The following is a 26,008-nucleotide window of genomic DNA, read 5'->3' as shown; positions in this document are numbered from 1 at the left end:
GTTCAGCGCGCGGCAGCGAGCATCGGGTAGGTGAATAGGCCGAAGTGGACGACGTTCAACCCCGCATGTGCGAGCGCGGACGCGAGCAGCCCGCCGCGCCGCCATGCGAGGCCGTAGCCGATGCCGGCCACCGTGCCGAGCACGATCCATTGCCAGCCGCCGGCCGCGTGCGCGGCGCCGAACAGCACCGCGCCGATCGCGAGCGCGACCCACGGTCCCCACGTGAACGCGCGCAGCGCGCGCGTCAGCCCGCCCTGCACGTAGCCGCGGAACAGCGCTTCCTCGGTGAGCGTGACGAGCAGCAGGTTGTTCACGAGCCACAGCCAGCCCGACGGCGGCCATTTGGGCGCCCAGCCGACCATTCCGAGCGCGAGTGCGCCGGCCAGGCACACGGCGGCCGTCGCAACGGCCGCCACGGCGCCCGTACGCAGCGCGCGCGACAGCGCGACGTCGGGCGCGATCCACGGCAGCACCCACAGCAGCCACAGGCCGACGAGCGGCTTGTCGAGATTCAGGTACATCGTGAACGGCACGGCGTCCGGCGTGAAGCGCGTCGGGGCGATCACGAGCGGATTGTGGAAACCGGGAATCAGGTGCAGGCTCAGCGCGATCGCGAGCGCGGCAAACACGGCATGCGCGGCGATCCGCACCGCGAGCGGGCGCGCGGGCGACACGCCCCAGGCGGCCGCGGCCAGCAGCGCGAGCGGCGCCAGCACGATCGGCTGGAGCTTGCCGAACGCCAGCGCGCCGGCATAACCGAGCACGGCCAGGATGAGGCTCAGGCCGTGCTGCGGGCGATGCCACGCGAGTGCGGCGGCCGCGAACAGGGCGAGCCAGATCGTGGCGCACGGAAGGAGCGAGAGGGACATGACAGGAAAGGCATTGGTCGGACGAGACGCCGCGCATCATACAGCAGGCGCGGTGACAGGCCGCCGGGCCTCATGTGAACGGCCGGTCGGCCGGCCGGCTTTCAGCGGCCGGCGACCTCGGTGACGCCGTCGCGGGTCGGGATGTCGACGCTGTTGCGCACGCGCATCCGCCGGCGGTACCAGAACGTCCACAGCAGCAGGCAGCCGAACACGGTGTAGCCGATGATCGGCGAGACGACCAGCACGCGCTCGACCGGCCAGGTCATGACCATCCAGCAGCGCAGCAGCATCTCCAGCGTCATGAATCCGCCCCAGACGAACGTCATCAGCCGCAGCATCTGGCGCAGCCCCGGCTGCTCGGCCCAGACCGACTCGAAGCGTTCGGCGCCGCCGGCCATTTCCCGCGCCACGGTCGCGCGGGCCAGATAGAAGATCAGCGGGCGTTCGCGGAACAGCGACAGCAGGAACACGATACCGATCGTGCCCGACGCGAGCGACTCGCGCATCAGCAGCGTGCGCGGGCTGCCGCCCAGCGCCATCCCGACGATCGACAGCGCGATGCCGAGCAGCACGACGGCCGCCACCGCGTCGACGCGGCGTGAGCGGACGAATTCGACGATCGACCAGATGATGGGCGGAACTGCCGACGCGTAAAGTGCGCCGGTTTCGCCGAAGTACGGATGCGCGACCCGGTAGGCAACCCAGGGCAGCAGCAGGTTGACGAAGAGTTCGAGGATCAGTCCGGCTCGCGGTTTCACGGTTCGCCATTCCACGCAGGTGGGGGCGAACGCGTGACGGGCGTGGTGGCCCGCGGTTGCCCCGAAAAGGGTTCGGTCCAGTATATCGAAGAAACGCGCGGCGCTGCGGCGCCCGGCGCCGGCGTGTGCGTCATGCGTTCGCCGCCGCCGGCAGCGTGATCGTCACCGTGGTGCCCTGCAGCACGACGCTATGCACCTGGATGCTGCCTGCGTGCCGTTCCACGACTGCCTTGACGAACGCCATGCCGAGCCCGACGCCGCTGGTTTCCGGCTGGCCGGCAGTGCGAAAGCGCCGGTAGCGTTCGAACAGTCGCGCCTGGTCCGCGCTGCCGATCCCGCATCCGCTGTCGCGGATCGTGCAGCGCACGGTCTTGCCGTCGGCGTCCGGCTCGACCCTGCATTCGACGCTCGTCAGCGACGCGCTGTACTTGATCGCGTTGTCGAGCAGGTTGATCAGCGCGCGCGACAGCAGGGCCGGATCGCCCAGCACGATCGCGTCGTCGCGCCGCGGCACGTCGTCGATCGACATGTGCTTCTGGTGCGCGAGCGGCCACACCGCGTCGCGCGCTTCGTTCATCAGGTCGGCGAGGTTGACCGGCACGCGCTCGTATTCGCTGGCTTCCGCGCGCGAGAGCTGCGCGAAGCCGTCGGCCATCGCCAGCGTGTGCCGCGCGAGCTTGCCGATTCTCGCGAACTGCCGCTTCATCTGCGTCTCGCCCGCACGCTGTTCCTGCGTGGCGATCAGGATGATCAGCGACGTCAACGGCGCGCGCATGTCGTGCGAGAACAGCGTCAGCATGTCGTTGCGCTGGCGCTCGAGCATGTCGCGGCGCACGTATGCGTTGCGCAACGTCTCCAGCGCTTCGTGGATGCGGGCGATTTCGGGCGCGACGCCGCGCGGGATCGAGACGTGCGCCGTATCGCCGTCGCTGAGCGCGATGATCCGGCGGCCGAGCGCATCGAGCGGCTGCGACAGCAGCCGCTGCGTGGCGCGCGCGAGCGAGAACAGGATCGCGATGCACAGCGCCGTCGCGAGCGCCGACACGACGACCTTGATCCTGGCGGCGTCCCGGTCGGCGATGGCGCGGCGCCGCGCAAGGTCGATGATGCGGTCGCGCAGCAGTTCGCTCGGCCGGAAATACGGCACGATCGTTCGCGAGAAATCGGCGGCGCTCGTCGCGTAGGCGCCCGTCTGGCCGGCGGCGACGGTCGCATCGACGAGCGGAAGGAGGTGGCCGTCGAAGGCGTCGTCGAGTTGCGCGTACTCGCGTACGACGTCGGGATCGTCGAACTGCGCGCCGATCGCGCCGTCGATCAACGCGCGCAGTTGCTCGATGCGGCCGCGCATCCGCATGATGTCCGCGAACTGCGCGCGATCGAGCGCCTGCCGCGCGAACATCGGCGCGATCAGCAGCGAGCCCGTGCGGCCCGCATATTCCCTGAGATCGCCGAGCAGCCGCGCCAGCAGGATCGCGCCCGACGTGTGCGGGTCGCGCATCGCGGTGTCGGTCATCGCGCCGTCGATCAGCAGGGACACCGCGTCGACGATCCGGAACAGGCGCGCCTGCGCGTGCTGGATATCGTGAACGGTGCGTGACGCGAGCGGGCGTGCGTCGAGCGCATCGACTTCCGAACGCGCATCGGCGAGCGTGATCCGGATCGTGTCGAGCGCGTGCAGCAGGTTGTCGCGTTCGCGCTCGTCGAGCGTCGTCGCCTGCACGATGCCGGCGCTAAAACGTGCGAGCGCCTGGTCGGAACGTGTGCGTGCGGCGAGCAGGTTGCGCCTTTCCGCGGCGCCGTCGTTCTGCAGGCGCACCAGCAGGTCGTTCGTCGGACCGCGCTCGGCCGAGATCACGTTGGCGGCGACGATGGCGCCGCGGACGAATTCGAAGCTTTGCAGGTCGGCGTTTTCCTGCCGGTATTGCCGGAAACTTCCCCAGATGATCGTGCCGCACAGCAAGGCGAGCAGCGTCGTGACGAGTGCGAAGCCGATATGCGTCTTCTGCTGGATCGTTAGCGATCGAACGTCGCATGCGTGTTCCCGATTCAACGAGAATGATCGATTCATGACACACCATTTTTGCAAGCTATCCCGGGTTGGCCCATATTCTCGGCCTGTCGGCGCCGTGCACCGTGAGGTGCCGCGGGTGTTTCGCCGTCGCGGGCGGCCACGATCCCGGCCGGGAAGCCGGATCGCGCTTTGCACAGGATCGCCTTGCGCCCCATTCCTGTCGACACCGGATGAGTCGGGCTTGATCCGGAGAAACACCGATCGCTGGCTCGGCGGGCGGATCGCCGCAGCTCGTGGTCGGGATGGCGCGTGCATCCGATCGATGTAACCGACAGGAATGCTGACCGGAACACGCTTCGGACCAGGGTGGCGAGTAAAGGGGAAAGCGGCCGGAGCGGAATCGTCGGCAGGCGGGGGCAGGGCGGGTGCTGGTGCTGATGCACCGCCCGTGCGGGCGGCGCGGATGGATCGCGCGGTTGCACGCGTGCCGCGGCACGCATCGCCGCCGCGGCAGCGCGCAGCGTCAGGACACGGCGGGCTGGACGATGATCTTCACGTTGCGGTCCTTGTGGTTGACCAGTTCCTCGAAGCCGTGCGCGACGATGTCGCCGAGCGCGATGCGCCCGGTGATGAGGGGCTGCACGTCGATCCGGCCGTCCGCGATGAAGCGGATCACGTCCGCGAATTCGCCGTTGTACGCGAGCGAGCCGATCACTTCCTTCTCGGTCGACACGATGTCGAAGAAGTTGAACGGCGTCGGCTCCTCGAAAATGCCGACCATCACCGACTTGCCGGCCTTGCGGATCACGTCGATCGCGAGTTTCGCGGTGGCCGTGTGCCCGATGCACTCGAACGACACGTCGGCGCCGTAGCCGCCGGTCAGCGCCTTGACTTCCGCGATCGCGTCGGACGTTTTCGGATCGATGACGACGCTCGCGCCGACTTCCAGCGCCTTCTGCTTGCGCGCGGCCGACATCTCCAGCGCGATCACGCGTCCGGCGCCCGCGGCCTTCGCGCACATGATCGTGCACAGGCCGATCGTGCCCGCGCCGACGACCACGACGGTCTGCCCGACGATGTTGCCCGCCTTCTTCACCGCATGCAGTCCGACCGCGAGCGGCTCGATCAGCGCGCCGGCCTCGGTCGGGAAGTTGTCAGGCAGCTTGTACAGCAACTCGGCGGGCACGTTCACGTATTCGGCGAACGCGCCGTTGTTCATCAGCCCGGTGAACGCGAGGTTCTCGCAGATGTTGTACAGCCCGTGCGTGCAATACCAGCATGTGCCGCAATGCTGGCAAGCGTCGGCGGTCACGCGGTCGCCGGGCGCGAAACCCGTCACGCCCGCGCCGAGTTCGGCGATCTCGCCGCTGAACTCGTGGCCGAGGATGCACTGGCCTTTCAGGCCCGTCAGCGGATGCGGCGCATCGACCGGGATGAACACGGGGCCGGCGACATATTCGTGCAGGTCGGAGCCGCATATCCCGCACCAGTGGACGCGAATCGTGACCCAGCCTGCCGGCGGGTGCGCCGGAACGGGAACCTCTTCGACGCGGATGTCGCGGCGGCCGCGCCAGACGGCGGCCTTCATGCTGGGGGCGGTAGTCGGTGCCGGTGTACTCACGTTGCTGTCTCCGTCAGGTTGTCGTCGGGCGCGAGGCGTGGCTGCCGGGGCGCCCGTCGCGCGATTGCGCGATCGACCCGTATGCAGGAACGGGGCCAGCTTGAATTGACGCGTTGGGCGGCGATCGAACGGGACGGACGGTGTGCGATGCATCATTCCCGTGTTCGTTGACGGAACGCGATCCGGCGGGAAGGGCGTCGAATTTTGCTGCGCTCGCGAAGCCGCCGGCCGGGTGAGACGCTGGGACGTTCGTCTCAGCGCAATGAGACGAATCGCGAGACGAACGGCGATGGTCGGTGTGCAGGCGTCGTCGTCCGGGCCCATTGCGGCGATCGGCGAAACGGATCGTTGCGCACGATACCTCTTTACTTAAAGTGAACTTCAATTTGTATCATGTGCGCCAGTCCGATCACGGCCGCATGAGACATCCCGTTGCACGCGGCCGTTTCAACGGAGGTGGGATATGACCGAAGCGCCTGTCGCGGCCGATGCCGCCACGCTGCCGTCGCGCAGTTACCGGGCGGCCGTCGCGAACGTCGTGCTGGCGAGCATCGTGTCGGCGTTGCACGTCGGCAAGGCGACGATCGCATTGCCGTCGCTTCAGCACGAATTCGGCGGCTCGCTCGCGTCGCTGAGCGGGATCATGTCGGTGTTCCCGTTCGTCGGCGTGTTCGGCGGAATCGCGGCCGGCCTGCTGGTGCGCCGCTGGGGCGACCGGCTGTTGCTGATGACGGGCCTCGTCATTCTCGGTGTGTCGAGTATCGCGGGCGCGTGGGCCGGCAGTTTCGCGTGGCTGCTGGTCACGCGCTTTGCCGAAGGGCTCGGTTTCGTGATCGTGGTCGTCGCCGCGCCGGCCGTGCTGAATCGCGTCACGCCGCCCGAGCGGCGCAACCTCGCGTTCGGCCTCTGGAGCACGTTCATGCCGGCCGGCATGGCGCTGTCGATGCTCGTCGGGCCGTTGCTCGGCGGCTGGCGCAACGGCTGGCTCGCGGCAGCGGCGCTGACGCTCGTCGCGGCCGCCGCGGTGCCGGTCACGACGTCCGCCGGCACACCGGCGCGGCAGGCTGCCTCGATGCGTATCGGGCCCGCGCTGCGCGACGTGCTCGCGTCGCGCTCGACGACGCTGCTCGCCCTGGGCTTTGCGACCTACAACGTGCAGTTCTTCGCGGTGATGACGTTCCTGCCGGTGTTCCTGATGCAGCGCCTCGGCGTCGCGGTCGGCGCGGCGGGGCTGATCAGCGCGGCGATCGTCGCCGCGTGCGTGATCGGCAACCTGACGGCCGGCTGGCTGCTGTCGCGCGGCGCGCGGCCGGGGATCGTGATGGCCGCGACGTCGGTCGCGATCGGCGCGGCCGGCGCGGGGCTCTTCAGCGCGGCCACGCCCGCGCCGTTCGCGGTCGCGCTGGGTTTCGTGTTCTCGGCGATCGCGGGCATGCTGCCCGCGACGATCCTCGCGTGCGCGCCGGGCTCCGCGCCGTCGCCGTCGCTGGCGCCGCTCAGCATCGGCTGGGTCGTGCAGGGCAACTATCTCGGCCAGGTGATCGGGCCGCTGACGATCGGCGCGATCGTCGGTGCGTTCGGCTGGTCGGGCGGCATCGGGCTGATGCTCGCGGCGGCGGCCGTCGGCGCGACGATCGGCCTGTCGCTGCTGCGCGAACCGATGGGCCGGCGCTGAGCGTGGCCCCGGCGCCGTTCAACCTGCACGGAAACTCGTCAAGCATGCCGAACATCATGGAAAACCTGATCTGCGAAGAAGACGTGTCGTACGAGGCGATGCCGCCGGGCGGTGACGTCGCGCATCCGCTCGTGACGATCGGCCGCGCGCCGGTTCCGGAGCATGCGGCGTCCGCCATTTCACCGTTGCGGCCGCAACTGTTCGTCACGGTGCTGGAGGCCGGCGACGACAGCCTGCTGATTCGATGGGTCGAGAGCGGCCGTTGCCATTACGGCGAACAGCGCTGGCGCCTGCGTGTCGCGTTGCAGCCGGGCCGCTGCGCGATTTCGGGGCAGCCGATCGAGCCGGGCGAGCCGGTATTCCGGCCGGTGCGGCGGCCCGTGCCCGCGAACGGCGACGAGATGATCTGCCCGGCGTCGGTGCCATGCGCGGGTGGCGCGGCGAGGGACGCCGCGCCGGAGGACGACGACGTGCGCGATCCGGCCGACGTTCTCGACTGAACGCCGGCCGGCCGCGGCGCCGCGTTACTGCTTCACGTCGTGCCGGTACTGGATGAAGCCTGCGTTGTTCGCGAGCCTGTCGTACAGCGCGCGTGCGGTCGTGTTGGTTTCGTGCGTGAGCCAGTACACGCGGCTCGCGCCGGCTTCCCGGGCGTGTTCGTACACGGCCTCGATCAGCGCGCCGCCTGCGCCTTGCCCGCGTGCGTCGGGCGCGGTGTACAGGTCCTGCAGGTAGCAGTACGGCCCTTCGGTCCAGCACGAGCGGTGGTAGATCGAATGCACGATCCCGACCAGCTTGCCCGATGCGTCGAATGCGCCGAGCACGAACATCGGCTCGGCAGGGTCCATCAGGCGCGCCCACGTCGTCGCGAACACCGTGTCGCTCAGCGCGGTGTCGTAGAACTTCTGATAACCCTGCCACAGCGGGCGCCACGCGGCTTCATCGGCGGCGACGAGCGGGCGCACCGTGACGCGCGTCGCGTCGTTCGCGCGGGCTGCGGCATCGCGCGCGTTCGCCTGCGCATGGCGGATCGCGATGAGCGACTGGCGCTGCTCGCCCTGCGCGTCGAAGTTCTCCGGCGCGAGCCATGCATCGAATGCGGCGCGCACGTCCGGCCATTCGCCGTCGATGATCGAGAACCATGCGGTGTCGCGATTGCGGCCCCGGTACGTGATCGCCTGCCGGAACGTGCCTTCGTAACGGAAACCGAGCCGCGCGGCGGCCTTGCGCGACGGTGCGTTCAGGTCGTCGCACTTCCATTCGTAGCGCCGGTAGCCGAGCGTGTCGAACGCGTACTTCATCAGCAGGTACTGCGCTTCGGTCGATACCGGCGTGCGCTTGAGCAGCGGCGAGAACGTGACGGAGCCGACCTCGATCACGCCGTTGGCCGGATCGATGCGCATCAGCGCGAGCGTGCCGACCGCCCGGCCCGTGGCGCGATCGATCACCGTGTAGTGCAGCGGATCGGGGCTCGCCTGCGCGCCGCGCGCGTAGTCGCGGTAGCTCGACTCGTCGGCGTACGGGCCGTGCGCGAGATAGGTCCAGTCGCTGCCGTCGGGCGCCTGCGCGTAGGCGGCATACAGGTCGGATGCGTGGCGTTCGGCGTCGAGCGGTTCGAGCCGGCAGTAGCGGCCTTCGAGCACGATGCGTTCGGGGCGCGGGCGCGCGGACCAGTCGGGAACGGGTTGGCCGATGGGCTGCTGGAAGGCGTTGGTGAGCGTGGACAAGGTCGATCTCGCTTCGGTTGGCGGCCGGCGACATGCCGGCATGCAGACGATCGTAGTCCCGTCGAGGTACCATGAGAAGCGCCAGAGATCGGTAAATTTATGGTGCCACGATCCGGTCGCTCCGTTCCGACACTTTCACGCCGCGATGTTCCGATGACGACTGCCTTTTCTTCCGCTGAAGCGCCACCGTTGCCGCTCGACGCGCCGCTGGCGCGCGCGCCGGGCGCGCCTTCGCTGCAGCGCCAGTTGCTGCGCCGCGTGCGCGACGCGATTCTCGGCGGCGCGATGCCGGCCGGCACGCGGCTGCCCGGCACGCGTGCGCTGGCCGAGACGCTCGGCGTATCGCGCAACACGACGGCCGCCGTCTACGAGCAGCTCGTTGCCGAAGGTTTCCTGCAGTCCGATCGCCGCGGCACGCGCGTCGTCGGGCTGTCGCGGCCGGCGCCGCCGCGCCGGCGTGCCGCGCCGCCGGCCGTCGCGCAGCGGCTCGGCCGGATTCGCCCGAGCCGCATCGGCACCGGCGAATCGGAGGGCTTCCGGCCGGGCGTGCCCGCGCTCACGCATTTCCCGGTGGACGCATGGCGGCACGCGATCGACCGCGCGCTGCGCCGCGCCGGCCGCGACCTGCTCGGTTATGGCGATCCGCTCGGCGAGCGCGCGCTGCGCGATTCGATCGCACGCCACCTGGCCGTGACGCGCGGCGTGCGTTGCGATCCCGAGCAGATCGTCATCACGGAAGGCGCGCAGGGGGCGATTGCGCTGTGCGCGCAGTTGCTGACGAACCCGGGCGATACGGTGTGGGTCGAGGAGCCCGGCTATCGCGGCGCGCGCACCGCGATGCAGGCGGCCGATCTCGACGTGCTGCCGATGCCGGTCGACGCGGAAGGGCTGCGGGTCGAAGAGCACGACTGGCGCGAGCGGACGCCGCGCCTCGTCTACACGACGCCGTCGAACCAGTTTCCGACCGGCGCCGTGCTGTCGATTTCGCGCCGGCTCGCGCTGATCGATGCCGCGCGCCGGCACCGCGCGTGGATCATCGAGGACGACTACGACAGCGAGTTCCGTCACACCGGCGAGCCGATCGGCGCGATGCACGGGCTCGCGCCCGATTCGCCCGTCGTTTATCTCGGCTCGTTCAGCAAGACGATGTTTCCGGCGCTGCGGATCGGTTTTCTCGTGCTGCCCGAGGCGCTGCTGGCCGCCGTGCGGACGGTGCTGCCGGAGATGCTGCGCGGCGGGACGCGCCACGTGCAGCTCGCGCTTGCCGACTTCATCGAGACGGGCGAGTACGGCCGCCATCTCGGGCGGATGCGCCGGCTCTATCGCGACCGGCGGCGCTTGCTGCTCGCCGCGCTCGACGGCGGGTTGAGCGTGCCGCACCAGGTCGAGGGCGGGCCGTGCGGGTTGCATCTCGCGCTGCGGCTGCCCGCGCGCTACCGCGACCGCGCGATCGTCGACGCAGCGCGCGCATACGGCATCGGGCCGTTTCCGCTGTCGGGTTTCTCGATCCATGCATCGTCGGCGGCCAACGGGCTGGTGCTCGGCTTCGGCAATACGTCGGCCGATGCGTTCGAGCCGATGTTGCGGACGTTGTCGGCGATCGCGGAACAGGTCGCCGGGGATTGAAGCGTGACGGTATAGTTTCGCCATTCAAATTTCTGCAGCCGGGTCATGGCATTGCTTCGCAAATCATTCCTGTTCGTTGCTGCCGTATGCGCGTCGCTGTCGGCGGCCGTTGCGCATGCACAGCCGACGCGCGACGGCTTCATCTGCGATACCGACAAGCACCACGTCGTGATCGACCACGTGGCGGACGGCGCCTTGCGCTACCGGGTGTGGAACAAGCCGCGTCCGGCCGACCAGAAACCGGACGTCGAGGTGCACGGCGGCACCGAAGACACCGGCGGAACGGACCCGTGCGTGAACACCACGTGGTCGTTCAAGCGCGGCAACATCGTGTACTGGGTATCGGACAGCGCCGCCTGCACGGACGGCAAGCCGCCGCGCGGCGCTTACGGGATGGTCTCCGTGACAATCAACAAGGAATTTGCGGCCCGATACTGGTGCGTGAAGTAACGCAGCGGGTAGCGTGCGGCAGTCTGAAAAGCGCGGTGTGAGCGCCGATGTCTTGTTCGGTCAACCGACCATCCTGGCCGGGCGATTGTGAACTGCCCGTACGCGCTACAGATTGCGCACGAGGGTATTCATATTCAAATGGTTAATAAGTTCAAGTGTTGAACTTGAATAACCGTCTATTCCGTTGTCCGCGCTTGATTCGGAAACGTTTCGTTTTATGGTCAAAAATAGTTAACGGTGGTTGCAAGCGCTGGCGGGATGAGCGAGGATGCATTCCGTGTAACAAACGGTTACTTTTGTCCCGATCATGAACGGTCGGGACCGGGTTTCGTAGCCCGGGATCGATGTTTTTCATTATTCAAGGATTCCGGAGCGCGCCATTCGGGGCGGCGCGATGAAACCTGTTGGCAGTGTGCTCGGACAAGTAAAAACGGCATTCGGTGTGAGGTCGGCGAAACGAGAGATCGCGCTCACGGTATTCACCGGTTGCGAAATGGCATAGAGCTCGATGAAATCCGATTCAAACCGTTATTGCTTCCCGAATTTGCTGGAAGCGTTCCTGATCGTCGTTGTGCTGATCATGATCGAGTATTTGATGAACGCGATCATCTGGTCGATCGGCCGCAGCGCCGGGCTTCAGCCGATGGCGATTGCCAGCATCGGGCGCGTTCTCGCGAACGGGCTCGTATTTACGGTGCTGCTTCGTCACAGCAAGCAGACTTATCGTGACCTGCTGCACGAAAGTGCCGATTCATGGCAAGCAACGATTGGCCGGTTTTTCTTCCCCGTTTTGCTGATGACGCCGGGATTGCTGGTGGCGGTGAGCGTTCTCGAAGTCGGCGTCGGGCAGCTTTTCCCGTGGGGCGGAGGAAAATTCGATGCCCGCGAGATGTATGTGAACGGCGGGCTCGGCTTGATCGTATTGACCTGCCTGATTGCACCGGTGCTTGAAGAGATGCTGTTTCGCGGCGTCATGCTGCGCAGCTTTTTGCGGCAGTACCCGAGCGGAACGGCGATCGCGCATTCGGCTGCGGTGTTCGGTCTTGCGCATCTGAACGTGTACCAGTTCGTGCTCGCATTCGGGCTCGGGCTTTTGATCGGGAAGCTGTACGCGGCCACGCGTTCGTTGCTGCCGGGGATGTTGGTCCATGCCTGCTACAACACCGCCGTGGTGATCGTCGCGCTGACTACGCCGTTCGAATTTTCCACGCAAAGTCTTCTCGAAATCTGGCCCGTCTCGTGGTGGTTTCTCGCGCTCGCGATGGGCGTCATCGGCACATGCCTGCTGATCAAGTCGGTCGACGCGCTGCGAACAGGGCAGGCGCGCGCCGCAGGAACCGACGGCTTGCATTGAGCACGTTGCGGCAGCACGCGTTGAGCAACGTTGACGTAATGCGGGTCGATCCGTCATCGGGGTCTCAAAAGCATAACGGACGGCCGGGCGTCATTTGATGCCCGGTATCGATCGTGTGCGGCCGTCGTCCGGGGCCGCACGTCTACGCGGTATCGATTTTCAACGACTGAAAAACGGGGTGAAACATGCGGGGCAAGCAAGTCTGGTTGGCGAGTGTTGCGAGTACGGTGCTGCTGCTGACGGCATGCGGCGGCGGTGACGGCGACGGCACCGCCGCCGTCGGTACGGGAAGCAATGCGTCGAACAACACCAATACAGGCGGAACACCGACAGCCACGTCGCCCGGCTCTCCGCCGACGGATTCTTCCACGCCGCCTTCCGTACAAACGGCATGCCGGCCGAACGGCAACTTCAGTTATTCGGGTTCGGCTTCGCCGGTCATGGCGCAAAACGGTCAGCTTGCGGTGGTCGTGGTGCCGAACCTGCCGAGCGAATACGCGAAGAACCGCAACATGACGGCGGCGAACGTGCCTGCCGCGAGCCTGGTTCAGCAGTCGAGCGGCGCATTTACGACGCTCGCGTCGTCGACGGCGGAGACCGACTGCCTCGGGCTCGACCACGGGGCCGTCACCGACATTCAGGGCGTCGGCACCGACGTCGCGATCGGCCGGTGGAACCGGGCCATGGATACCGACGGCAATACCTACACCGATACGCAAGGCGTTCACTACGCGGTGGGCCGGCCGCTGTCTTTGCCCGCAACGAGCGGTACGCTGACGTGCACGTCGTTGATCTCGGATACGGTCGCGACCAACGACGGCAGCGCGGACGGGACACTCGGCACGGGTTCGGCCACGCTCGATCTCGGTTCGCGTACGCTCGTCGGCCTGAACCTGTCGATCAAGCTCGCGAATACGCAATACGGGGTGTCGTTCCCGCAGGCGCCGTTGAACGGCGTGTCGAAAACCACCGGGCAGGCGTCGGTGCAATCCGTGGTCGTCGGGCATGACGCGACCCAGCCGCTGGTTGCCGTCGGCTACACCGCGACGTTGCCGAACACGCAGGGGATCGGCGGCGTCGTGATCCTGTCGTGCCATTGATCGGGCAGGTGTCAGGCCTGTTGGCGGGCGGGCGCTGATAACGGCGGTCCACGGTTCGCGTCGTCTTCTTCATGGCGGAAACGGGCGATCCGAACGGGCGGCGATTCGAGCGGCAACGCGTCCGGCTCGTCGATCCGGCTTCGGGTCCGCATGACGCACCGAATTGACCGGCAGCATTCGGGGCTACCGGCGATCCTGCGCGTTTCGAGGGTATTGAATACTCGGATTGACGAACCGCCGAGTTTGTTCGAAACGAACCCCATTGCGGCTCCCCGGCCGCCGCACCACCCGGCATACGGGTTTCGATTCGTATGTTCGAACAGGTCGCGTGGACTATAAATGGATGCGTGTACCGGTGCTTGTCGGGCGCCTGCGCGTCTCGCGCATGTCGGCGCCGCGACTGCCGGGGGAGGTGCACCGTGGTTCGCCAGACGCTTGCTCGCGCCGTGTTTCACACCGCGCTGTTGGGAGGCGCGTTTGCCGTTTTCGTGGCGACGCTGCCGGCCGCCACTGCGGGAACCCTCGCGCCGCCCGCCACGCCGCCTGCCATGAAGGGCCGGCCGGCCGCCGCGCCTTACGCGATGCCGGTCGACTTCCCGGCGATCGTCGACCGCTACGGCCCCGCCGTCGTGACGATCATGACCGCCGCACCCGACCCGTCAACCGGCGGCCCGTCCTTCGCGCTCCTCGATCCCGACGATCCGCTTGCCGCGCTGTTCCGGCACGGCGCGCCGCCGCCCGCGCAGGGCCCGCAGGCGCCGGCGCCCGATACGTCGCCGCGCGCGGTGTCGGGCAGCGGCTCGGGTTTCATCGTCAGCGCCGACGGCCTGATCCTCACGACCGCGCACGTGGTCGACGAAGCGACCGACGTGACGGTGCGGCTCACCGACCGCCGCGAATTCAAGGCGACGGTGCTGGCCGTCGATCCGCAAAGCGACGTCGCGGTACTGCGGATCGACGGAAAGAAACTGCCGTTCGTGCGCATCGGCGATTCGTCGAAGGTGCGCGCGGGCGAACCGGTGATGACGATCGGCGCGCCGGACGGATCGGGCAACACGGTCACGGCCGGCATCGTCAGCGCGACGTCGCACCGGCTGCCGGACGGCAGCGCGTTTCCGTTCTTCGAAACCGACATCGCGGTGAATCCCGACAACTCGGGCGGCCCCGTGTTCAATCGCGCGGGCGACGTGATCGGCATCGCGGTGCAGGTCTATACGGGCGCCGAACGCTACGCGAGCATGACGTTCGCGATTCCGATCGCGTTCGCGGCAAAGGTGCGTGCGCAGCTACAGACGCAGATGCAAGCCCAGGCCCAGGCGTCGGTTCCGGCGCCGGCGCAGGGCGCGCCGTCCAACGCGTTCGGCCTCGACGTGCAGGATGTCGGCATGGGGCTGGCCGCGGCGTTCGGACTGCCGCGTCCGGCGGGCGCGCTCGTCAACGGCGTCGCGCCTGGCTCGCCGGCCGCGGCGGCCGGTGTGAAGCCGGGCGACGTGATCGTGAAGCTGGGCGACAAGGCGATCGGCCGCTCGGCCGAACTGAACGACCTGGCCGCCGCGCTGCCGCCCGGCGAGAAGGCGCCGCTGCGCGTGATCCGCAAGCGCGGGCCGGTGATGCTGACGATCACGGGCGCCGACGAGGCGGCCGGCGGCGCTGGCGCGGCAACCGGCATGGCTGCCCCGAAGGCGGCTGCACGGACGGGACCGGGGCCGGGGCCGGCCGCGGGCGAAGGCGGCGATCGCCTCGGGCTGACGATGCACGCGCTGAGCGACGACGAGCGTCGTTCGACGGGGCTCGCGGTCGGGATGATGGTGGACGCGGTGCGCGGCCCCGCAGCGAACGCGGGCATCCAGCCCGGCGATGTCGTGCTGGAGCTCAACGACACGCTGCTCGAGACGCCCGACGACGTGCCATCGCTCGAAGCGAACGGCGGCAACGTGATCGCGGTGCTGATCCAGCGTAATAACGCGCGCAAGTTCGTGTCGGTGCGCGCGCGTTAGGGGACGTACGGGATTCGCGTCGATCAGCGACGACAATGCGGCCGAAGCGATGGAAAACGAATCTGCGAAAGCGCTGCATCCGCCGACCGTCGCCGATAAATTCTTGCGCCGATACGACTGAGCAACCGGCGGGCGGTCGCGGCCGGCGGGCGCCGTATCGCTCAGGCACGGCGGGCGTTGCATCCGCCGGCCGTGCCTGCTTTTCAACCCGTTACGGCTTTGCGCCCACGACGAACTCGAACGTCGCCACACCATCGACGCCTCCCGTCACGCGATCGCCCGGTTGCAGCGCGCCGACGCCGGCCGGCGTGCCGGTGAAGATCAGGTCGCCGGCCTTCAGTTCGACCGAGCGCGACACGTACGCGATGACGTCGGGCACGGCCCAGATCATGTCGGCCAGGTCGCCTTGCTGGCGCGTTTCGCCGTTGACCGCGAGCCAGATGCGGCCGGTCGCGGGGTGGCCGGTGGCCGTCGCCGCGCGCAGCGCGGTCACGGGGCCCGACGCGTCGAAGCCCTTGGCCCAGTCCCACGGACGGCTCAGCTTCTTCGCCTCGGCCTGCAGGTCGCGGCGCGTGAGGTCGACGCCGACGCCGTAGCCCCACACGTGCGACAGCGCGTCGGCCGGGTCGATCGAGCGACCGTCCTTGCCGATCGCGACCACCAGCTCGATTTCATGATGCAGGTCGTTCGTCAGCGGCGGATAGGGGACGGTGCCGCTGGCGGCGACGATCGCGTCGGCCGGCTTCGTGAAGAAGAACGGCGGTTCGCGGTCGGGATCGGCGCCCATTTCGCGTGCGTGGTCGGCATAGTTGCGGCCGACGCAGAATACGCGGCGCACCGGAAAGCGCGCGGACGACTGTTCGACTTCGACGGAAGGACGCTCGGCGGCGTCGATGACATAGGCGGACATCGGATGGCCTCGTTCGGTAGGGAGACGGATGCCGGCGCCCGTGCGGTGCACGGGCCGGCATGCGTGCAACGATACCCGACGCGCCTGCCGCCGGATGCGACGCAACTGCGTTTTACCGGGACAAAACTACGCGTCGGCGGCTGGCGGCGCGTCGTCGCCGGCCGGCAGCGCAGCGTTGGCGTCGCGGTAGGCCTTCGGCGACACGCCGACCCGCGCACGGAAACGCCGCGCGAAATACCCTTCGTCACGGAAGCCGACCGAGCGCGCGATATCGGCGATGCGCCGGCTCGTATGGGCCAGCAGCGATTGGGCGAGCGCGATCCGGCGCTCGGTCACGAGATCCGTGAACGTGCTGCCGGTCTCCTTGCGGACCAGGTGCGCGAGATAGTTCGGTGACAGGAACGCGGCTTCGGCGGTCGCGGCGAGCGTCAGGTCCTCGCGGGTCAGGTTCGCGCGCACATGGCGCAGCACGCGCGCGAGCGCGTCGCGCCGGCCCGCGCGCTGGGCGCCGCGCTGCGCGAGTTTGTCGAGCGCGCCCGCGTACTGCGTGCAGACGAGCCCGATCAGCTGCAGCAGGTAGCCGCGCAGCAGCGTGGTCGAGCCGAACGTGCGCACGCGATCGGTGTCGAGCATGCACAGCGCGAGGCGGCGCGCTTCGTCGAACGTGTCGCCGGTCAGGATGAAGTCGAGATGCTCCTGGAAGCGGAACGGCGTCAGCTCCGGAAAGCGGTGCGCGGGCACATCCTCGAGATCGAGCGGATCGACGTCGAGATCGGCGCGCAGGAACGCCTGGCTGAAGTTGATGACGATGAAATGCGCGCCTTCCGGATGCGGGATCAGGTGTTCGCGGTGCGGCAGCACGAACGCGAGCGCGCCGCGCGGAAACGGCCGCGTGACGCCGCCGATGCGTTGTTCGGTGTCGCCGCCCAGGTTGAACTGGATCTGGAAATACGCGTGCCGGTGCGGCTCGGTGATCGCCTGGCGCGACGCCTGGTCGCGGATGTAGAAATCGAGCCGGTCGCTGCGTTCGGGCATCCCGTACAGGCGCGGCGGGGCGGTGGAGGGCATGAAGGATTCTGCTGTTCGTGACGCGGTTGAGCCGCGATGGTACAGCGAACCGGGCGCGGCCGGAATGTGTGGCGGCGGCGCCCGGTGGCGATCAGGCGTCCGGATGGAAGCCGAGATAGCGGGTGTGCGGGCCCGCCACGCTGCCGGCAAGGCGGCTCGACGCGTCGACCGACGCGAGCGCGTTCGTCGTCGCCGCGCGGTTCGACACCAGCGTCCATGCGATGGCGTCATCGGCGGCGACCATCGGCGTCGCGAGCAGATCGGTCAACGCGGCGAGCAGCACGGGCGCGGGCGGTGCATGAACGACGTACCCTTCATTGGCCACGGCCGCCATGTCGATCCCCAGCACCGCGCACAGCCGTGCACGCAGCGGCGTCTCCGCTTCGCTCGCCGCTCGCGAGCGCGCGATGCTCTCGCGCGTGTCCGCGTCGACGATCGCGCCGCCGCGGATGAGCGGCGTCTGCTGCCATGCGTCGGACGGGCATTCCTTGCCGCCGGGCGTCAGCGGCACGAACGGATTGATCTCGGCCGGGTAGATCCGGCACACGAGCGGGCGTTCGTCGTAGATCCCGCAGCGCAGGTCGTCGCGCAGGTTCGGGCATGGCCCGGCATGGGCGGCGGTGAGCACCACCGTGACGCGCACGGGCAGCGAGCCGCTGAGCGCGGGTGTCGAACGGACGCGCTTGTATGCGGCGAACGCGTCGTCGGGCTCGGGTTCGACGAGCCACGGCATCGCGTCGCACAGCAGTTCCACGTGGCCGCCGCGCTTCAGCCACGCGATTGCCTCGTTGATCGTCAGTGGAATGCGCAGGTCGCGGCAGCATCCGCCGCAGCCGGTGCAGTCGAAGTCGATGTCGGGTGCGATGGCGGGTTCGTTCATGGGGTGTGTATCGGGGTTTCGGGCGGGCCGCGAAGCATCGCGACGCCGCCGGCGGTTTCGTTTATCGGTCGAGCAGCGGGGCCAGGCGGCGGCGCAGCTCGGGCACGACGTCGGCGTCGAACCATGGATGGTGCTTGAACCACGCCTGGTTGCGCGGCGACGGATGCGGCAGCGGCAGCACGCCGGGGCCGTAGTCGCGCCACGCGTGCACGGTGTCGGTGAGCGTCGCCTTGCGCGTGTCGCGCAGGAAATGCCGCTGCGCGTACAGGCCAATCAGCAGCGTCAGCCGGATCGACGGCAATTCGGCGACCAGCCGGTCGATCCACAGTTGCGCGCATTCGGGGCGCGGCGGGTTGTCGCCGCTCGCGCCGCGGCCCGGGTAGCAGAAGCCCATCGGCACGATCGCGAAGCGCGTTTCGTCGTAGAAGGTGTCGGCGTCGACGTCGAGCCAGCCGCGCAGCCGCTTGCCGCTCGCGTCGTCCCACGGAATGCCGCTCGCATGGACGCGTGCACCCGGCGCCTGCCCGACGATCAGGATGCGCGCGTCGCGATGGGCGCGCACGACCGGGCGCGGGCCGAGCGGCAGGTCGGCTTCGCAGGCTCGGCACGCGCGGATTTCGGTGAGCAGCACGTCGAGCGGCGCGCGCATTCGTTTCGGCATCGATTCGGATCGGGGACGGAGTGGCAAGGCAGTGCCGTCCGGGCGGTGCGGCAGCCGCGCGGCGGAGGCCGCCGGGCCTGCCGCGCCGCATGGGCTACGCGGCGCGCATCAGGCGTCCGATGCACCGCCTTCGGCGACCGCCGCATCATACAACGCAGTCTGCGCGATCGCAGCGGCGATCCTCGCGTCGTCGTCCGGGCCGTCGAGCATGCCCCAGCGCCGGTATTGGGACAGGAACCACTGGCCTTCGCGCGGATCGGGCCGGTTCACGGCGCCGCCGTCGTGGAAGCGGATCGGCAGCGGCGGCGCGGCGAACGGCCCCGCGCCGTAATCGCCGAGCAGGCGCGGCGCGATCAGCCGGGCCGGCACGCCGAGCGCGTCGGGCGACGCGAGCCAGTCGGCGGCCTCGCGGCGGTGCGCAGGGCTGTCGAGCCACGCGCACGCATCGACGAGCGTGCGGATCAGCGCGCGTGCGGTGGCCGGGTACAACGCGACGAAGTCGCGCCGGGCCGCGAGCACCTTCTCCGGATGATCGGGCCAGATCTCGCTCGTGACGGCCACCGTCCGTCCCGCGCTGCAGGCCTCGGCCACCGCATGCCACGGTTCGCCCGCGCAGAAACCGTCGAGCTCGCCGCCCGCGAGCGCGGCCACCATCTCGGGCGGCGGGATCACGACGCTGCGCACGTCGCGCAACGGATCGACGCCGTGCGACGCGAGCCAGTGGTTCAGCCACATCGCATGCGTGCCGGTCGGGAACGTCTGCGCGAGCAGCGGCTTGCGGCCGAGCGTCGCGAATGCCGCGCGCACGTCGCCGCTTTCGCGATAGGCGTCGGCCAGGCCGCGCGAGAGCGAGATCGCCTGGCCGTTGCGGTTCAGCACCATCAGCGCGGCCATGTCAGCCTGCGGGCCGCCGATGCCGAGCTGCAGCCCGCACACGAGCCCGTACAGCGCGTGCGCGGCGTCGAGTTCGCCGCTCAGCAGCTTGTCGCGCACGGCCGCCCACGACGGCTGGCGGCGCGGTTCGAGCGTGAGGCCGTGACGCGCGCCGAGGTTCAGGCGCTGCGCGACGATCAGCGGGGCTGCGTCGCTCAGCGCGACGAACCCGAGGCGAAGATGCGCGCGTTCCGGCGCGGCGGGAGGCGAGGTATTCATATCGGTCATGGCTGGGGTGACGCGTCGAGCAGTTGCCGCGCGACGTCGACGATGCGCAGGCCCTGGTCCATCGCGCGCTTGCGCAGCGCCGCGTACGCGTCGTGTTCGGACAGCCTGCGCTGGTCCATCAGCACGCGTTTCGCGCGATCGATCAGCTTGCGCTCGGCGAGTTCGCGCTCGACGTCGGCGAGCCGGCGGCGCAGCGCATCGTCGTGCGAGAAGCGCGCGAGCGCGACTTCGAGAATCGGCGCGAGGCGCTCGGCCGACAGCCCTTCGACGAGATACGCGCTGACGCCCGCGCCGACCGCCGCGCGGATCAGTTCCTGATCGGCGTCGTGGCTGAACATCAGCACGGGGCGCGGCGCGGTCGCGTGCATCACCGCGAGTTGCTCGAGTGTGTCGCGCGACGGCGAATCGGTATCGATGATCACGACGTCGGGGCGCTGCTCCTCGACGGCCGCCGGCAGGCGGGCGGGCGTCGCGACGTCGTTCAGCATCTCGTAGCCGAGGCGCGCGAGCGCGTCGCCGAGTTCGCCGATCGGCTTGTCGGTATCGGTGACGAGCAGCACGCGCAGGCGGGCGGACATGACAGGCGAACTCATGAGGCGAGCAGCAGCCGCGGTGAAGCTTCGGCGCGACGCGCGAACGGCGCGTGATGGCCGAGTCGGGGCGCGGCCCCGATACCGCGCGAGCACGACCGGTGACCGGTGCGAACGGGGCCAATGGATTCGGAAGAGGCGGGCGGCCGGCGCCGCGTGATGCGGACCATGCTAGGCGGCCCGGACCAGCGCCGCGTCGCGCGCGGCATCCTCATGCTGCACGGCCGCTTCGCCGATCGCACCGCCGACGAGGATCACGGCCGGGCTGCCGAGCCGAGCTTCGTCGATGCCGCGCGCGAGCTGGCCGAGCGTGCCGGTCCAGCGGCGTTCGTCGGGCGTGCCGGCCCATTGCACGGCCGCGGCCGGCGTCGAAGCGGGCATCGCGGCGAGCAGGCCCGCCGCGATGCTGTCGACGCGGCTCATCCCCATGTAGATCGCGAGCGTCATACCGGTGGCCGCGAGGCGCGGCCAGTCGGGTTCGCCGTGATCCTGGCGGTGCGCGGTGACGAACGTGACGCCCTGGCAATGCTCGCGGTGCGTGAGCGAGATGCCGAGGCTCGCAGCCGCCGCGAATCCCGACGAGATGCCGTTGACGATCTCGACCGGAATCGCGGCCGCGCGCAACGTCGCGAGCTCTTCGCCGGCGCGGCCGAACAGCAGCGCGTCGCCGCCCTTTACGCGCACCACGTGCGCGCCGCGCAGCGCGTAGCGGCGCATCAGCCGCTCGATGAAGGCCTGCGGCGTGGAGCGGCAGCCGCCGCGCTTGCCGACGCGGATCACGCGCGCCTGCGGTGCGAGTTCGACGATGCCGGGCGCAACGAGATCGTCGAGCAGCAGCACGTCGGCGGCGGCCAGCGCCTTCACGGCCTTCAGCGTGAGGAGATCGGGATCGCCGGGGCCGGCGCCCAGCAGCGTGACTTTTCCAGTCGTCATGTCGAATTCCATTGCCGCGTGCGTGCGGCGGTCGTTAATGCGTATCTGCGCGGCGGCGGCGGGCGATCGAAGCGGATGGCATCCGGCCGTGCCGCGCACGGGGGACGCCGTTGTCCGGAGGGGCGCGCCATCGAAGGCGCGCCGGGTTTGCGGGGACTGCCCGCCGGCGCCGTTGCCGGTGTGATGCATCAGGTTCAGCAATATCCGGGCCAACCGGCGCGATGCGCGGCCTGTCGCGGTGCGATACACCGCGCGGCCCGCTCGCGCCCGTATGCGTTCGCCGCGCGCAGCCCGACGCAATGCCGCAACGATGTGCATCGTGCCCCGTCAGCGCGCACCGCGATGTCGCACGGCGACAGTGCTGCAGCGCACCACATCTGTGCCTTGCTGCATCACGGCGCATCGTGCGGCGCGTGCCGGATCGCGCCGCGCGCTGCCCGGCGAGCCTTGCGCGGCGGGGCTGTCGGCGCGATTCAGGCAGACATGGCACGGCGTTTGCGTAAGCTGGTTCGGGCGAATCAACGGCGATTCGTCCGCAGTACCGATTACTGACGCGCCCGGCAACGGGCTTCATGGGCAACGGCGTCCTACGCATCGGGTCTCGACGAGACCGGGTGCGCAGGACGCCGTTTTTCGTTTGGCGGATGACATGACCGACAAAGCTACCCGTATCGATCTCTTCAGCCTCCGCACTGCGCCGATGCGCGCGTTCCACCTGACGTGGATGGCGTTCTTCGTCTGTTTCTTCGCGTGGTTCGCGTGCGCGCCGTTGATGCCGCTCATCGCACGCGAATTTCATCTGACGGCGGCGCAGGTCGCCAACATCAACATCGCCGCGGTGGCCGCGACGATCGCCGTGCGGCTGCTCGTCGGCCCGCTGTGCGACCGCTTCGGCCCGCGCCGCGTGTACGTCGGCCTGCTGCTGCTCGGCGCGATCCCCGTGTTCGCGGTGTCGTTTACGCACGACTACCTGTCGTTCCTGATCTGCCGGCTCGGCATCGGCGCGATCGGCGCAGGCTTCGTCATCACGCAGTACCACACGTCGGTGATGTTCGCGCCGAACGTCGTCGGCACCGCGAACGCGACGACGGCCGGCTGGGGCAACGCGGGCGCGGGCGCGACGCAGGCGCTGATGCCGCTGCTCGTCGCCGCCGGCCTGATGCTCGGCTTCGGCGACGATTCGTCGTGGCGCATCGCGCTGGTCGTGCCGGGCGTCGCGATGCTCGTGATGGCGTGGGCGTACTGGCGCTTCACGCAGGACTGCCCGCAAGGCGACTTCGTCGCGCTGCGCAAGGAAGGCGTGACGATCGACAGCGGCAAGAAGGGCGGCTGGGCGAGTTTCTTCGCCGCGTGCGGCAACTATCGCGTGTGGATGCTGTTCGTCACGTACGGCGCGTGCTTCGGCGTCGAGGTGTTCATCCACAACATCGCCGCGCTGTACTACGTCGATCACTTCAACCTGTCGCTGAAGGACGCGGGCTTCGCGGTCGGCCTGTTCGGGCTGCTCGCGCTGTTCGCCCGTGCGCTCGGCGGCTGGCTGTCCGACAGGATCGCCGCGCGCCGCAGCCTCGACGTGCGCGCGATGCTCCTCTGCGCGCTGATCGTCGGCGAAGGGCTCGGGCTGATCTGGTTCTCGCATGCGCAAAGCATCGGCATCGCGCTGGTCGCGATGCTGACCTTCGGCCTGTTCACGCACATGGCATGCGGCGCGACCTACGCACTGGTGCCGTTCATCGATCGCAAGGCGCTCGGCGGCGTCGCGGGGATCGTCGGCGCGGGCGGCAACGTCGGCGCGGTCGCCGCGAGCTTCCTGCTGAAGGGCGTCGGCGACGTGCAGCACACGCTGAGCCTGCTCGGCCTCGCCGTCACCGCGACCGCGCTGTGCGCGATGGCCGTGCGCTTCAGCGAAGAACACAAGGCGCGCGAAGCCGAGCTGCGCGACCGCGCGCTGGCCGCAGGCACCGTCGCCAACTGATCGATCGAAGGAACGTCACCATGAAACTCATCGTCATCGGCCACGGCATGGTCGGCCACAAGCTCCTCGAATGCGTCGCGGCGGAAGCCGGCGCGGCGGGCGCGCTGCAGGTCACCGTGCTCGGCGAGGAACCGCGCCCGGCCTACGACCGCGTGCACCTGTCCGAGTTTTTCGCGGGCAAGTCGGCGGACGACCTGTCGCTCGTCGAACCCGGCTTCTTCGCGCGTCATCCGCAGTTCGACCTGCGCCTGAACGCGCGCGTCGCGTCGATCGACCGCGCCGCGCATACGGTCACGCTCGCGTCGGGCGAAACGCTCGCGTACGACAAGCTGGTGCTCGCGACCGGCTCGCGCCCGTTCGTGCCGCCGATGCCGGGGCACGATCGCGCCGGCTGCTTCGTGTACCGGACGATCGAGGATCTCGAAGCGATGCAGGCGTGCGGCACGCATGCGAAGCGCGGCGTCGTGGTCGGCGGCGGGCTGCTCGGTCTCGAATGCGCGAAGGCGCTGCGCGACATGGGGCTCGACACGCACGTCGTCGAATTCGCGCCGCGGCTGATGGCCGTGCAGGTCGACGACGGCGGCGGCCGGATGCTGCGTGCGAAGATCGAGGCGCTCGGCGTGACCGTGCATACGGGCAAGAACACGCTCGAGATCGTCGATGGCGAGGAAGGGACGCACCTGATGGCGTTCGCCGACGGCACGCATCTCGACGCCGACATGATCGTGTTCTCCGCCGGCATCCGCGCACGCGACGAACTCGCGCGCGCCTGCGGGCTCAACATCGGCCCGCGCGGCGGCGTCGCGATCGACGACGCATGCCGCACGAGCGATGCCGACATCTACGCGATCGGCGAATGCGCGGCTTGGAACGGCATGGTGTACGGCCTCGTCGCGCCCGGCTACGACATGGCGCGCGTGGTCGCGAAGCAGCTCGCCGGCGGCGCGGACGGCGCTGGCACAGCCGCGTTCTCGGGCGCCGACATGAGCACGAAGCTGAAGCTGATGGGCGTCGACGTCGCGAGCATCGGCGACGCGCACGGCGCGACCGCCGGCAGCCGCACGTACCAGTACGCAGACGAGCGCCGCCAGGTCTACAAGAAGCTGGTGGTGTCGGATTGCGGCAAGTTCCTGCACGGCGCGGTGATGGTCGGCGACGCGGCCGAATACGGGACGCTGCTGCAGATGATGCTGAACCGCATCGAGCTGCCCGAGTCGCCGGAATTCCTGATCCTGCCGTCGTCGGACGGTGCGGCGAAGCCGGCGATCGGCGTCGACGCGCTGCCGGACGGCGCACAGATCTGCTCGTGCAACAACGTGTCGAAGTCGCAGATCTGCGCGGCGGTCGGCGACGGCGCGACGAGCCTCGGCGCATTGAAGACGTGCACGGGCGCCGGTACGTCGTGCGGCGGCTGCGTGCCGCTCGTCACGCAGATCATGAAGGCCGAGATGAAGAAGCAGGGCCTCGCGGTCAACAACCATCTGTGCGAACACTTCCCGCACTCGCGCCAGGAGCTGTTCCACCTGATCCGCGTCGAAGGCATCACGACCTTCGACGAACTGCTCGCGAAGCACGGCCACGGGCTCGGCTGCGACGTGTGCAAGCCGGCCGTCGCGGGCATTCTCGCATCGTGCTTCAACGAGTTCGTGCTGAAGAAGGAGCATGCGGGGCTGCAGGATTCGAACGACTACTACCTCGCGAACATCCAGCGCGACGGCACGTATTCGGTCGTGCCGCGCATGCCGGGCGGCGAAGTCACGCCGGAAGGGCTGATCGCGGTGGGCCAGGTCGCGAAGAAGTACGGGCTCTACACGAAGATCACGGGCGGCCAGCGCGTCGACCTGTTCGGCGCGCGCGTCGAACAGTTGCCATCGATCTGGGAAGAGCTGATCGCGGCCGGCTTCGAATCGGGGCATGCGTACGGCAAGGCGCTGCGCACCGTGAAGTCGTGCGTCGGCTCGACGTGGTGCCGCTACGGCGTCGACGATTCGGTCGGCCTCGCGATCGACCTCGAGAATCGCTACAAGGGGCTGCGCACGCCGCACAAGATCAAGTTCGGCGTGTCGGGCTGCACGCGCGAGTGCGCGGAAGCGCAGGGCAAGGACGTCGGGATCATCGCGACCGAGAAGGGCTGGAACCTGTACGTGTGCGGCAACGGCGGGATGAAGCCGCGCCACGCGGAACTGCTCGCGTCCGACCTCGATCGCGACACGCTGATCCGCTACATCGACCGCTTCCTGATGTTCTACGTGCGCACCGCCGATCGCCTGCAACGCACGAGCGTCTGGCGCGACAACCTCGAAGGCGGCCTCGACTACCTGGCCGACGTCGTCGTGCAGGACAAGCTCGGGATCGCGGCCGAACTCGAGGCCGACATGCAGCACGTGGTCGACACCTACGAGTGCGAATGGAAGAAGGCCGTCACCGATCCCGAGACGCGCAAGCGCTTCCGTCACTTCGTGAACAGCGATGCGCCGGACGCGAACATCGAATTCGTCGAGACGCGCGGCCAGATCCGTCCCGCGACGCCCGACGAGCGCGTGCGCGGCAAGCCGGTGACGATTCCGGTCGTCGCCGAAAGCGCGGCGCTGGCCGTCACCGAATCCGCAACCATTTGACCCTGACCGACACCAGCGTCTTTT

At 68.9% G+C, this 26,008-nt stretch carries 21 protein-coding genes; 9 read left to right on the top strand and 12 right to left on the bottom strand.

Features of this window, described 5'->3' with window-relative positions:
- Window positions 1-2: 2 nt before the first annotated feature.
- The 4 genes from BBJ41_RS21890 to BBJ41_RS21875 form a co-directional block, all read right to left on the bottom strand.
- A complete protein-coding gene (locus tag BBJ41_RS21890) occupies window positions 3-869 on the bottom strand; it encodes a CPBP family intramembrane glutamic endopeptidase (protein ID WP_069748403.1) in 867 nt (288 codons plus the stop codon).
- Between the two features lie 101 nt (window positions 870-970).
- Window positions 971-1,627: a VC0807 family protein gene (locus BBJ41_RS21885; RefSeq protein WP_069750315.1), complete on the bottom strand. Its 657-nt coding sequence runs from the start codon at window positions 1,625-1,627 to the stop codon at window positions 971-973.
- A 130-nt stretch (window positions 1,628-1,757) separates the two neighbouring features.
- Window positions 1,758-3,695, bottom strand: coding sequence for a sensor histidine kinase (locus BBJ41_RS21880; RefSeq protein ID WP_069748402.1), 1,938 nt, complete (start codon window positions 3,693-3,695; stop codon window positions 1,758-1,760).
- A 466-nt stretch (window positions 3,696-4,161) separates the two neighbouring features.
- On the bottom strand, window positions 4,162-5,226 hold the full coding sequence (locus BBJ41_RS21875) for a 2,3-butanediol dehydrogenase (protein WP_069748401.1): 1,065 nt from the start codon (window positions 5,224-5,226) through the stop codon (window positions 4,162-4,164).
- Between the two features lie 496 nt (window positions 5,227-5,722).
- Between BBJ41_RS21875 and BBJ41_RS21870 the strand changes: the two genes are divergently transcribed.
- Both BBJ41_RS21870 and BBJ41_RS21865 read left to right on the top strand, forming a co-directional pair.
- On the top strand, window positions 5,723-6,934 hold the full coding sequence (locus BBJ41_RS21870) for an MFS transporter (RefSeq protein ID WP_069748400.1): 1,212 nt from the start codon (window positions 5,723-5,725) through the stop codon (window positions 6,932-6,934).
- Between the two features lie 44 nt (window positions 6,935-6,978).
- The gene (locus BBJ41_RS21865) at window positions 6,979-7,434 is read left to right on the top strand and encodes a DUF3331 domain-containing protein (RefSeq protein WP_069748399.1); all 456 of its coding nucleotides are present in this window, start codon (window positions 6,979-6,981) and stop codon (window positions 7,432-7,434) included.
- 24 nt (window positions 7,435-7,458) lie between these two features.
- Here BBJ41_RS21865 and BBJ41_RS21860 read toward each other — a convergent pair whose 3' ends face one another.
- Window positions 7,459-8,661 carry a GNAT family N-acetyltransferase gene (locus BBJ41_RS21860; RefSeq protein ID WP_069748398.1) on the bottom strand — a complete coding sequence of 401 codons (1,203 nt, stop codon included), beginning with the start codon at window positions 8,659-8,661 and terminating at the stop codon, window positions 7,459-7,461.
- 153 nt (window positions 8,662-8,814) lie between these two features.
- On the opposite strand from BBJ41_RS21860, the gene pdxR reads away from it, so the two are divergent.
- The 5 genes from pdxR to BBJ41_RS21835 all read left to right on the top strand — a co-directional run bounded on the left by pdxR (window position 8,815) and on the right by BBJ41_RS21835 (window position 15,188).
- Complete coding sequence (pdxR, locus tag BBJ41_RS21855) at window positions 8,815-10,287, top strand: MocR-like pyridoxine biosynthesis transcription factor PdxR (protein WP_069748397.1); 1,473 nt, start codon at window positions 8,815-8,817, stop codon at window positions 10,285-10,287.
- 45 nt (window positions 10,288-10,332) lie between these two features.
- Window positions 10,333-10,737, top strand: a complete 405-nt coding sequence (locus BBJ41_RS21850; RefSeq protein WP_236872122.1) for a hypothetical protein — start codon at window positions 10,333-10,335, stop codon at window positions 10,735-10,737.
- A 508-nt stretch (window positions 10,738-11,245) separates the two neighbouring features.
- On the top strand, window positions 11,246-12,091 hold the full coding sequence (locus BBJ41_RS21845; RefSeq protein WP_069748396.1) for a CPBP family intramembrane glutamic endopeptidase: 846 nt from the start codon (window positions 11,246-11,248) through the stop codon (window positions 12,089-12,091).
- Window positions 12,092-12,276: 185 nt separating this feature from the next.
- Window positions 12,277-13,191 carry a hypothetical protein gene (locus BBJ41_RS21840; RefSeq protein WP_069748395.1) on the top strand — a complete coding sequence of 305 codons (915 nt, stop codon included), beginning with the start codon at window positions 12,277-12,279 and terminating at the stop codon, window positions 13,189-13,191.
- Window positions 13,192-13,610: 419 nt separating this feature from the next.
- The gene (locus BBJ41_RS21835; RefSeq protein ID WP_069748394.1) at window positions 13,611-15,188 is read left to right on the top strand and encodes a trypsin-like peptidase domain-containing protein; all 1,578 of its coding nucleotides are present in this window, start codon (window positions 13,611-13,613) and stop codon (window positions 15,186-15,188) included.
- Between the two features lie 211 nt (window positions 15,189-15,399).
- Here BBJ41_RS21835 and BBJ41_RS21830 read toward each other — a convergent pair whose 3' ends face one another.
- The 7 genes from BBJ41_RS21830 to cobA all read right to left on the bottom strand — a co-directional run bounded on the left by BBJ41_RS21830 (window position 15,400) and on the right by cobA (window position 21,391).
- Entirely contained in the window at window positions 15,400-16,098 is a 699-nt protein-coding gene (locus BBJ41_RS21830) for a fumarylacetoacetate hydrolase family protein (RefSeq protein WP_069748393.1), read from the bottom strand.
- 126 nt (window positions 16,099-16,224) lie between these two features.
- A complete protein-coding gene (locus tag BBJ41_RS21825) occupies window positions 16,225-17,166 on the bottom strand; it encodes a helix-turn-helix transcriptional regulator (protein WP_069748392.1) in 942 nt (313 codons plus the stop codon).
- A 91-nt stretch (window positions 17,167-17,257) separates the two neighbouring features.
- Window positions 17,258-18,046: a YkgJ family cysteine cluster protein gene (locus BBJ41_RS21820; RefSeq protein WP_069748391.1), complete on the bottom strand. Its 789-nt coding sequence runs from the start codon at window positions 18,044-18,046 to the stop codon at window positions 17,258-17,260.
- Between the two features lie 61 nt (window positions 18,047-18,107).
- Window positions 18,108-18,707 carry a uracil-DNA glycosylase family protein gene (locus BBJ41_RS21815; RefSeq protein ID WP_069748390.1) on the bottom strand — a complete coding sequence of 200 codons (600 nt, stop codon included), beginning with the start codon at window positions 18,705-18,707 and terminating at the stop codon, window positions 18,108-18,110.
- Between the two features lie 108 nt (window positions 18,708-18,815).
- Window positions 18,816-19,859 carry a CmpA/NrtA family ABC transporter substrate-binding protein gene (locus BBJ41_RS21810; RefSeq protein ID WP_069750313.1) on the bottom strand — a complete coding sequence of 348 codons (1,044 nt, stop codon included), beginning with the start codon at window positions 19,857-19,859 and terminating at the stop codon, window positions 18,816-18,818.
- A gap of 5 nt (window positions 19,860-19,864) precedes the next feature.
- Window positions 19,865-20,461: an ANTAR domain-containing response regulator gene (locus tag BBJ41_RS21805; protein ID WP_069748389.1), complete on the bottom strand. Its 597-nt coding sequence runs from the start codon at window positions 20,459-20,461 to the stop codon at window positions 19,865-19,867.
- Between the two features lie 168 nt (window positions 20,462-20,629).
- Window positions 20,630-21,391: a uroporphyrinogen-III C-methyltransferase gene (gene cobA, locus BBJ41_RS21800; RefSeq protein WP_069750312.1), complete on the bottom strand. Its 762-nt coding sequence runs from the start codon at window positions 21,389-21,391 to the stop codon at window positions 20,630-20,632.
- A gap of 649 nt (window positions 21,392-22,040) precedes the next feature.
- Here cobA and BBJ41_RS21795 point away from each other — a divergent pair.
- Both BBJ41_RS21795 and nirB read left to right on the top strand, forming a co-directional pair.
- Window positions 22,041-23,366: an MFS transporter gene (locus BBJ41_RS21795; protein ID WP_069748388.1), complete on the top strand. Its 1,326-nt coding sequence runs from the start codon at window positions 22,041-22,043 to the stop codon at window positions 23,364-23,366.
- 20 nt (window positions 23,367-23,386) lie between these two features.
- Window positions 23,387-25,984 carry a nitrite reductase large subunit NirB gene (gene nirB, locus BBJ41_RS21790; protein ID WP_069748387.1) on the top strand — a complete coding sequence of 866 codons (2,598 nt, stop codon included), beginning with the start codon at window positions 23,387-23,389 and terminating at the stop codon, window positions 25,982-25,984.
- The last annotated feature ends 24 nt before the right edge of the window (window positions 25,985-26,008 follow it).

The organism is Burkholderia stabilis (assembly GCF_001742165.1).
Classification (GTDB): Bacteria; Pseudomonadota; Gammaproteobacteria; order Burkholderiales; family Burkholderiaceae; genus Burkholderia; species Burkholderia stabilis.
The sequence above is the reverse complement of the archived record's forward strand: the minus strand, read 5'-3'. Positions and strand labels throughout refer to the sequence as shown.

Coding starts and splice junctions, on each gene's coding strand:
- BBJ41_RS21830 (WP_069748393.1), bottom strand. CDS start 16,098: ATGTCCGCCTATGTCATCGACGCCGCCGAGCGTCCTTCCGTCGAAGTC.
- BBJ41_RS21870 (WP_069748400.1), top strand. CDS start 5,723: ATGACCGAAGCGCCTGTCGCGGCCGATGCCGCCACGCTGCCGTCGCGC.
- cobA (WP_069750312.1), bottom strand. CDS start 21,391: ATGACGACTGGAAAAGTCACGCTGCTGGGCGCCGGCCCCGGCGATCCC.
- pdxR (WP_069748397.1), top strand. CDS start 8,815: ATGACGACTGCCTTTTCTTCCGCTGAAGCGCCACCGTTGCCGCTCGAC.
- BBJ41_RS21820 (WP_069748391.1), bottom strand. CDS start 18,046: ATGAACGAACCCGCCATCGCACCCGACATCGACTTCGACTGCACCGGC.
- BBJ41_RS21815 (WP_069748390.1), bottom strand. CDS start 18,707: ATGCCGAAACGAATGCGCGCGCCGCTCGACGTGCTGCTCACCGAAATC.
- BBJ41_RS21850 (WP_236872122.1), top strand. CDS start 10,333: ATGGCATTGCTTCGCAAATCATTCCTGTTCGTTGCTGCCGTATGCGCG.
- nirB (WP_069748387.1), top strand. CDS start 23,387: ATGAAACTCATCGTCATCGGCCACGGCATGGTCGGCCACAAGCTCCTC.
- BBJ41_RS21795 (WP_069748388.1), top strand. CDS start 22,041: ATGACCGACAAAGCTACCCGTATCGATCTCTTCAGCCTCCGCACTGCG.
- BBJ41_RS21810 (WP_069750313.1), bottom strand. CDS start 19,859: ATGAATACCTCGCCTCCCGCCGCGCCGGAACGCGCGCATCTTCGCCTC.
- BBJ41_RS21880 (WP_069748402.1), bottom strand. CDS start 3,695: ATGAATCGATCATTCTCGTTGAATCGGGAACACGCATGCGACGTTCGA.
- BBJ41_RS21890 (WP_069748403.1), bottom strand. CDS start 869: ATGTCCCTCTCGCTCCTTCCGTGCGCCACGATCTGGCTCGCCCTGTTC.
- BBJ41_RS21840 (WP_069748395.1), top strand. CDS start 12,277: ATGCGGGGCAAGCAAGTCTGGTTGGCGAGTGTTGCGAGTACGGTGCTG.
- BBJ41_RS21805 (WP_069748389.1), bottom strand. CDS start 20,461: ATGAGTTCGCCTGTCATGTCCGCCCGCCTGCGCGTGCTGCTCGTCACC.
- BBJ41_RS21845 (WP_069748396.1), top strand. CDS start 11,246: ATGAAATCCGATTCAAACCGTTATTGCTTCCCGAATTTGCTGGAAGCG.
- BBJ41_RS21875 (WP_069748401.1), bottom strand. CDS start 5,226: ATGAAGGCCGCCGTCTGGCGCGGCCGCCGCGACATCCGCGTCGAAGAG.
- BBJ41_RS21865 (WP_069748399.1), top strand. CDS start 6,979: ATGCCGAACATCATGGAAAACCTGATCTGCGAAGAAGACGTGTCGTAC.
- BBJ41_RS21825 (WP_069748392.1), bottom strand. CDS start 17,166: ATGCCCTCCACCGCCCCGCCGCGCCTGTACGGGATGCCCGAACGCAGC.